This window comes from Bradyrhizobium campsiandrae (genome assembly GCF_014529705.1).
Taxonomy (GTDB): Bacteria; Pseudomonadota; Alphaproteobacteria; order Rhizobiales; family Xanthobacteraceae; genus Bradyrhizobium; species Bradyrhizobium campsiandrae.
In genome coordinates this window covers 64046-72475 of record NZ_JAANIH010000046.1, presented here as the reverse complement: position 1 = coordinate 72475, position 8430 = coordinate 64046, and the positions used below count along the sequence as shown (strand labels likewise).

General features: G+C 64.5%; 7 protein-coding genes and 1 pseudogene. 6 read left to right on the top strand and 2 right to left on the bottom strand.

The features are described from left to right. Positions 1-116 precede the first annotated feature (116 nt). A pseudogene (locus tag G8O24_RS28890) lies at positions 117-206 on the top strand (helix-turn-helix domain-containing protein); the annotation flags it as partial. Positions 207-409: 203 nt separating this feature from the next. On the opposite strand, the gene G8O24_RS28885 reads toward G8O24_RS28890, so the two are convergent. Continuing rightward, positions 410-556 carry a hypothetical protein gene (locus G8O24_RS28885; protein ID WP_188105309.1) on the bottom strand — a complete coding sequence of 49 codons (147 nt, stop codon included), beginning with the start codon at positions 554-556 and terminating at the stop codon, positions 410-412. 185 nt (positions 557-741) lie between these two features. On the opposite strand from G8O24_RS28885, the gene G8O24_RS28880 reads away from it, so the two are divergent. The 5 genes from G8O24_RS28880 to mgtE all read left to right on the top strand — a co-directional run bounded on the left by G8O24_RS28880 (position 742) and on the right by mgtE (position 7963). Beyond that, entirely contained in the window at positions 742-3150 is a 2409-nt protein-coding gene (locus G8O24_RS28880; RefSeq protein ID WP_188105301.1) for a sensor histidine kinase, read from the top strand. Positions 3151-3167: 17 nt separating this feature from the next. After that, positions 3168-4538 (top strand): nitrogen assimilation response regulator NtrX, encoded by a 1371-nt coding sequence (gene ntrX / locus G8O24_RS28875; protein ID WP_188105299.1) that lies wholly within the window; start codon positions 3168-3170, stop codon positions 4536-4538. A 247-nt stretch (positions 4539-4785) separates the two neighbouring features. Beyond that, positions 4786-5034, top strand: coding sequence for an RNA chaperone Hfq (hfq, locus tag G8O24_RS28870; protein ID WP_007591126.1), 249 nt, complete (start codon positions 4786-4788; stop codon positions 5032-5034). A gap of 11 nt (positions 5035-5045) precedes the next feature. Next, positions 5046-6425 (top strand): GTPase HflX, encoded by a 1380-nt coding sequence (gene hflX, locus G8O24_RS28865; protein ID WP_188105297.1) that lies wholly within the window; start codon positions 5046-5048, stop codon positions 6423-6425. A 173-nt stretch (positions 6426-6598) separates the two neighbouring features. Then, positions 6599-7963, top strand: a complete 1365-nt coding sequence (mgtE, locus tag G8O24_RS28860) for a magnesium transporter (protein WP_188105295.1) — start codon at positions 6599-6601, stop codon at positions 7961-7963. On the opposite strand, the gene G8O24_RS28855 is transcribed toward mgtE, so the two are convergent. Next, on the bottom strand, positions 7938-8417 hold the full coding sequence (locus G8O24_RS28855; RefSeq protein ID WP_188105294.1) for a GNAT family N-acetyltransferase: 480 nt from the start codon (positions 8415-8417) through the stop codon (positions 7938-7940). The two genes, mgtE and G8O24_RS28855, sit on opposite strands and share 26 nt — an antisense overlap. Between the last annotated feature and the right edge of the window lie 13 nt (positions 8418-8430).

Genomic DNA, 8430 nt, shown 5'->3' with positions numbered 1-8430 from the left:
GCGAGCGCGGCCGTCAGCAGCGGCACCTCGATCTCCTTGAGGATGCGGTGATAGAGGCCCGGCGGCGGCACGCCGTTCGGAAAGCCCTGGAAGTGCGATGAGAGATAGGCCTCCACCGCGCCGCCGACCTGCTCGGCCTCAACCGCAACACGCTGCGGAAGAAGATCCGGGATCTCGATATCCAGGTGTACAGGAGCGGGGGCTAGTCCTCGCGACCAAAGCGCCGCGCGTTTGCGCGGACGAACGCCAACGCGTTTGCGCCGAGGTGGCTCAGCTCCCCTGCCAAAGTGGAGCTGAGCCTGTCCGGATCGCGCTGGCCGTTTGGTCGGCGCGATGAGCAGAAGTCCCGACAGGGCCGGAATGTTCCGCGGTCGTGTTGTCCTTGCGACCGCAGGTCGCGCCGCCGCAGCTATCTGATCAGGCGGGCGACGACCGGCTGGATATTGGCCATCTGCGCCGTCTGGTCCTGCCGGCTTGGGCCATTGACGAGCAGGTCCGAGGCCACGATCAGCAGCAGCACGGCCGACACCATCATTGCGAGAAAGAACCTGTCCATGCCGGATCAAGCCGGAATGGCCCGATTCTGTTCCTGCCGTTGACCCAACGGAAGGCGTTCGCCTGTGGATGCGCCGGTCCGTCGCGGGAGAGACGCCGCGGAATTGTCGCAATTCGGCAACAATGTGGTACGAATACATCAGTATCCGCCCGACGCGGATCCGTTTTCAGCACCCCATTGCCGGAATGACCAGCGCAGATACCTCGGCCGCATCCTTTGACACGGCCCCAGTGGAAGAGCCCCGGCGCTGGTCGGTGCGACGCTGGCTGGCACCGTTTGCGGTGGCGCTGGCGCTGCTCTCGGCCCTCCTGACCTTCCTGGTCCTGACCGGGCTGACCAGGATCGAGCCGACGCCGGAAGTGGTGCGCTCGTTCTACCTGATCAATGCGGCGACGATCCTGCTGCTGGTCGGCATCATCGTCCGCGAGCTCTGGCAGCTGATCCTGGCCCGGCGGCGGGGGCGGGCGGCCGCGCGCCTCCATGTCCAGATCGTCAGCCTGTTCTCGATCGTCGCCGTGCTGCCGGCGGTGCTTGTCGCCGTCGTCGCCAACGTCACCATCGAGCGCGGCCTCGACCGGCTGTTCTCAGGTCCTACCAAGGAAGTGATCCAGAACTCGCTGACGATCGCGCGGGCCTATATGCAGGACCACGCCCAGCTGATCCGCGGCGACATCCTCGGCATGGCCAACGACATCGCCCATGCACGGCCGCTCTACGACCAGGATCGCCGCTCGTTCCGCGAATTGCTGACGGCCAGCGCTGCCTCCCGCAACCTGCCGGGGGCGATGATCATCGACAAGAACACCAACATCCTCGAGTCCGCCGACACCGGCATGCGGCTGGCCTATTCGCCGCCGGCACCGGACTTCCTCAGCAACGTCAACGAAACCGAGCCCGAGATCGCGGTGCTGCCCGACGCGAACTTCGTCGCCGCCGTGATCCGGCTGCGGGCCTTCAGCGACACCTTCCTCTATGTCGCGCGTCCGCTCGATCCGAACGTCGTCAATCAGCTCAAGCAGACCGAGCTCAGCGTCGCCGAATACGCCCAGATCGAGTCGCGCCGGCTCGGCATCCAGGTCGCCTTCGCGCTGATGTTCGCGGTGATCGCGCTGACCATTCTGATGGCCTCGGTGTTGATCGGGCTCAACTTCGCCAACTCGCTGGTATCGCCGATCCGGCGGCTGATGAATGCGGCCCACACGGTCTCGACCGGCGACCTGCATGTGAAGGTGCCGGTGTATCAATCGGAAGGCGATCTCGCGCAACTCGGCGAGACCTTCAACAAGATGACGCAGGAATTGCGCAGCCAGCGCGACGAGCTCGTCAACGCCAGCGACCTCATCGACAGCCGCCGCCGCTTCATCGAGGCCGTGCTGTCCTCCGCCAGCGCCGGCATCATCGGCGTCGATAGTTCGGGCAGCGTCGGCATCCTCAACCGTTCCGCCGAGAAGCTGATCGGACATTCCGAGGCCGAGACGCTCGGTCATCCGCTCTCCGACGTGCTGCCCGAGCTCGACGAGATGATGAAGGCGTCGCGGGAAGGGACCCAGCGCCTGGTGCAGGGCCAGATCACGATCACGCGCGACGGCACCGAGCGTAATCTGTCCGTGCGGGTCAGCGCCGAGAAGAACCAGCCGCACGACAGCTACATCATCACGCTCGACGACATCACCGAGCTGGTCTCGGCGCAGCGTACCTCGGCCTGGGGCGACGTCGCGCGCCGCATCGCCCACGAGATCAAGAACCCGCTGACGCCGATCCAGCTCTCGGCCGAGCGCATCCGCCGCAAGTTCGGCAAGGACATCACCGAGACCAAGGACAAGCAGATCTTCGACCAGTGCACCGACACCATCGTGCGACAGGTCGACGACATCAGGCGCATGGTCGACGAATTTTCGCGCTTTGCGCGGATGCCAAAGCCCGTGATGGAAGGCGAGGACGTCGCCGACACCGTGCGGCAGGCGGTGTTCCTGATGAAGGTCGCGCATCCCGAACTCGATATCGAGGCGGAATTCAAAGAGGATCCGCTGCGCGCCCAGTTCGACCGCCGGCTGATCTCGCAGGCGGTCACCAACATCGTCAAGAACGCCACCGAGGCGATCGAGCAGGTCCCGCCCGAAGAGCTCGGCAAAGGCCGCATCGACGTCGTCGTCTCGCGCGAGGGCGAGGACGTGCTGATCGACGTCATCGACAACGGTATCGGCCTGCCCAAGGTTGCGCGCTCGCGGTTGCTCGAGCCTTATGTGACCACGCGCGCCAAGGGCACGGGGCTTGGCCTTGCCATCGTCGGCCGCGTGCTCGAAGACCATGGCGGACGGATCGAGCTGAAGGACGCCTCCGACTTCCGCGAAGGCCAGCGCGGTGCCTGGATGCGGATGCGCTTTGCGATCTCCGGCCAGGCCAAGAAGGCTGAGGGAGCCGAGGCCGCGCCCGCGGCAAAGGAGCCGGCGAAGAACCCTGGCGCGGTAGATAACAAGGACGCGCCCGCGGCTTCAGTCGCGGCGCAGGAAACAAAAGAGCCGGCGGCCGAAACCAAAGAGCCGGCTGAAAAGACCAATGATTCAACGAAAATCGAAGCCTCAACAGGCAGCTGACAAGACAGGCGCGACCCATGGCAAGTGAAATTCTGATTGTCGATGACGAGGCCGATATTCGGGATCTCGTTGCGGGCATTCTCGAAGACGAGGGTTTCGTCACAAGGACGGCGCGTGACAGCGATTCGGCTCTCGCCGAGATCGCCAATCGGCGGCCGCATCTGGTATTCCTCGACATCTGGCTGCAGGGCTCCAAGCTCGATGGCCTGCAGCTGCTCGAACAGGTCAAGAAGGACAATGCCGATCTGCCAGTCGTCATGATCTCCGGCCACGGCAACATCGAGACCGCAGTCGCCGCCATCAAGCGTGGCGCCTACGACTTCATCGAGAAGCCGTTCAAGGCGGACCGGTTGATCCTGGTCGCCACCAGAGCGCTGGAAAACTCGCGGCTCAAGCGCGAGGTCAAGGAACTGAAACAGCTCGCGCCGAGCGCCAGCCAGCTCGTCGGCCGTTCGCCCAGCATGAACCAGCTCCGCCAGACCATCGAGCGCGCGGCGAAAGCCAACAGCCGCATCCTGATCGTCGGCCCCGCCGGCGCCGGCAAGGAATTGACCGCGCGCACGCTGCATGCGGCCTCGGGCCGCGCCGACGGGCCGTTCGTCGTGATCAATGCCGCCGCGATCACGCCCGAGCGCATGGAGCACGAGCTTTTCGGCATCGAGCAATCCAATGGCGAGCAGCCGCGCAAGCCGGGGGCGCTCGAAGAAGCGCATGGCGGCACGCTGTTCATCGACGAGATCGCGGATATGCCGCGCGAGACTCAGAACAAGATCCTGCGCGTGCTGGTCGAGCAGTCGTTCCAGCGCGTCGGCGGCACCGGCAAGGTGCAGGTCGACGTCCGCATCATCTCCTCCACGGCGCGCAACCTCGAGGAGGAGATCGCGGCCGGGCATTTCCGCGAGGACCTCTACCACCGCCTCTCCGTGGTCCCGATCCGTGTGCCCGCGCTGTCGGAGCGGCGCGAGGACATTCCGGAGCTGATCGACTATTTCATGGAGCAGATCTCGGCCGGCAGCGGCCTGCCCAAGCGACAGATCGGCCAGGACGCGATGGCGGTGCTGCAATCGCATGTCTGGCCTGGCAATGTGCGCCAGCTCCGCAACAACGTCGAGAGAGTCATGATTCTGGCCGCGGGCGGTCCGGAAGTGATCATCACCGCCGATATGCTGCCGCAGGACGTTGGCTCGATGGTCCCGGCGATGCCGACCAGCAACAATGGCGAGCACATCATGGGCCTGCCGCTGCGAGAGGCGCGCGAAGTGTTCGAGCGCGACTATTTGATTGCCCAGATCAGCCGTTTTTCAGGAAATATTTCTCGTACGGCCGAGTTCGTTGGCATGGAACGTTCGGCACTACACCGGAAGTTGAAGGCATTGGGCGTCGGTTGAGTGATTCCAAACCTCCGGCCAAGGGCAATATTCGAAGGAAATCCGTCGATTTCGGTAGTTTTTCGGGGCTCAAGGGCGCGTCATGGCGCGTGAAGCGGCTTGCCTAAAATGCCCGCCTGCCTTCTAATCAACCCGCTGTTCCCTAGAGGGGGATCTCATGAGGGGACGGCAACCGGACGAAGGCCCAAGCGTCAAAACAGGGCCGCGACCGGCGCAATAAAAAGAAACTCAAAGCGAGAAAAAAACAATGGCGGCAGACCGCGCACAAAACCTACAGGACACCTTCCTTAATCACGTTCGCAAAACCAAGACGCCACTGACGATCTTTCTGGTCAACGGAGTGAAGCTCCAGGGCATCGTGACCTGGTTCGACAATTTCTGCTTGCTGCTTCGGCGCGACGGTCATTCGCAGCTTGTCTACAAGCACGCGATCTCGACCATCATGCCGGGCGCTCCGATCCAGCTGTTCGAAGGCGGCGAGGATCAGCCGGCTTGAGAGTGATCTGATTGGAACCCCGGAATTTCGACGGGGCTGCCGACCGTCCGCGGTCGGCAGGGGCTAAGCAGACGGGGCGGGTGCTTGTCATCGGCCCCTATTTGCGGGCGCGCGCGGCAGGTGCCGACGCGCAATCGGAAAGCCATGTCCAACGCGACGCCGAGGCCCGCCTCGATGAAGCCGCCGGTCTCGCGCGCGCGATCGATCTCGTCATCGCCGACGCCATCATCGCGCCGATCAGCCAGATCCGGCCCGCTACCTATATCGGCAAGGGCAAGGTCGAGGAGATCGCTGCGCTGGCCAAGAGTCTCGACGTCGAGCTCGTGGTGATGGATTGCGCGCTGGCGCCGATCCAGCAGCGCAATCTCGAGAAGGAATTGCAGGCCAAGGTGCTCGACCGCACCGGGCTCATTCTGGAAATCTTCGGGCGCCGCGCCAAGACCAAGGAAGGTTCGCTCCAGGTCGAGCTCGCGCATCTCAATTACCAGCGATCGCGCCTGGTGCGATCCTGGACCCATCTCGAACGCCAGCGCGGCGGTTTCGGCTTCATGGGCGGCCCCGGCGAGACGCAGATCGAGGCCGACCGCCGCCTGATCCAGGAGCGCATCACTAAGCTGGAAAGCGAGTTGAAGAAGGTGCAGGCAACGCGGCGCCTGCACCGCGCCGGCCGCCAGCGCGTGCCGTATCGCGTGGTCGCGCTGGTCGGCTACACCAACGCCGGCAAGTCGACGCTGTTCAACCGCCTGACCCGCGCCGACGTGCAGGCCGCCGACATGCTGTTCGCAACGCTCGATCCCACCTTGCGTGCGCTCAACCTGCCGCATGGCGGCAAGGCGATGCTGTCCGACACGGTCGGCTTCATCTCCAACCTGCCGACCCAGCTCGTCGCCGCGTTCCGCGCCACGCTGGAGGAGGTGCTGGAGGCCGACGTCATCCTGCATGTGCGCGACATCTCGCATGAGGATGCCGAGGCACAGCAGAGCGACGTCGATGCCGTGCTGCGCCAGCTCGGCATCAATCCCGATGATAGCGGCCGCATCATCGAGGTCTGGAACAAGATCGATCGTTACGACGCAGAGCAGCGCGAAGAGCTCCTGAACATCGCCGCGCGCAGGCCCGCGGATCATCCGGCGATGCTGGTCTCGGCCGTGTCGGGCGAGGGGATCGATGCACTGCTCGCCACGATCGAGGAACGACTTGCTGCCAAGCGCACCACGCTCGATCTCTCGATCGACGCCGCCGACGGCGCCGGCATCTCCTGGCTGCATCGCAATTCCGAGGTGCTGGCGAAAGAGCTGCGCGACGGCCGCTTCGACATGACCGTGCGGGTGGACGAGACCAAGCGGGATATCGTGATGCGCCGCTTCGACGCGGTGCCGCAGGCGAGTTAGCGCGGGCCCGATCGGGCGGCTTGCGATAGCGTGCCGGCGAAGCAGACTCCGGCTGAACAGCCAAACATGACACCAGCATGACGTCGAAGCTGCGGCAGGCTGCCGCACTTTGTGTTTGAAATCGGCGGTGCCTTGGTCCATTGCCCTCCAGACCAAGCGGTGAGGGACCATCGATGCAGAATGCGAGCGAAGCGGGCGACAAGCCCGGCAGCGGAACGGGAGATCTCTCCCTGGAGCGTGCCCCCGACATCGTCGAGGCGATGAATGCCCATGAGCCGGACAAGGCCGCGGCCCTGCTGCGATCCTTGCCAACCGAGAAGGCGATCGAGGTGCTCGATCTGCCCGGGCTTGCCAACACCTGCGAGATCATCGCGGAACTGCCGAGCGAGACGGCGGTGGCGTTACTGTCGGCCGTCTCCGACGACCGTGCCGCCGACATCTTCAAGGAGTTGGTCGAGCCGCTGCGCACCACGCTCTTGAATGGGCTCAACCCGGAGACGCGGACCGTCATCCTCGGGCTGTTGGCCTATCCCGAGCGCAGCGCGGGCAGCATCATGACGACCGAATTCGTCAGCGTGCCCTCGACCTGGACCATCGCCGAGGTGCTGCATCACATTCGCATGGTCGAGCGCACCCGCGAGACCGTCTATTCGATTTTCGTCGTCGATCCCGTCACGAAGACGCTGATTCATGCCGTGCCGCTGCGCCGGCTGATCTCTGGCGATCCGCACGCCAATGTGTTGACGGCGGCGCCGGCGCGCAAGCCACTGATGATTGCGCCGGAGGCCGATCGCATGGAGGCCGCGCGCCTGATCTCGCGCTATGACCTGCTTGCGGTCGCAGTCGTCGACGGCCCCGGTCACATCCTTGGGATTGTCACCGTCGACGACGTCATAGACGCAATCGTCCAGGAATCGACCGAGGACGCACAGAAATTCGGCGGTATGGAAGCGATCGACGAGCCGTATTTGCGGATCAGCTTCGGCGAGATGATCAGGAAGCGCGCTGGCTGGCTGTGCGCCCTGTTCCTGTCGGAAATGCTGACGGCGACTGCAATGCAGAGCTATCAGAGTGAGCTCGAAAAGGCGATCGTGCTGACGCTCTTCATCCCCTTGATCATGAGTTCAGGCGGCAATTCCGGGTCGCAGGCGACGTCGCTGCTGATCCGCTCGCTGGCGCTGCACGAGGTGCGCCTCCGCGACTGGTGGCGGGTTGCCGCGCGCGAGCTGCCGACCGGAATCACCCTTGGGTCTATTCTCGGCGCGATCGGCATCGTCAGGATCACGCTCTGGCAGACGCTCGGTCTGTTCGACTATGGCCCGCATTGGGAGCTGGTCGCCCTCACTGTCGGCGCGGCGCTGGTTGGGATCGTGACCTTCGGATCGCTGTCGGGATCGATGCTGCCCTTCATCCTCAAGCGCATTGGCTTCGATCCGGCAAGCGCGTCCGCTCCGTTCGTGGCAACCCTGGTCGACGTGACGGGACTGGTGATCTATTTCGGGGTTGCCGCCGTCATCCTCCGCGGCACGTTGCTGTGAGAGCCAGATCGAGGCGCATGAACTGGTTGTGCGGGCTCGCCTGATAGTCGGCGAACGGCTCACAGGGTACGAAGCCCGCGCTACGGTAGAGCGCGATCGCAGGTTCATGCAGCGGGGCGGTGCCCGTCTCCAGGCTCAGGCGCGCATAGCCTCGCTTGCGGGCTTCGGCGATGATGTGGTTCAGAATCGCGCGCCCGGCTCCGGTCCGTCGTGCCGTGGGCGCGGCGCGCATCGACTTCACTTCGCCATGTCTGGCGTCCAGCTGCTTCAGGGCGCCGAAGCCGGCCATTAGGCCGTCTTGCCATGCGGTCCAGAACGTCACGGATGCCGCCGAAAGGCCGCTCGCGTCGAGTGCCTGAGCGTGCTCGCCCATGACGCTCTGTAGCTCAGCGAGGTGATGCGCCAACAGATCGGCAACATACGGCGCCGCCGGATCGTCCTGCCTGATGTCCACTGCATACCCTCTG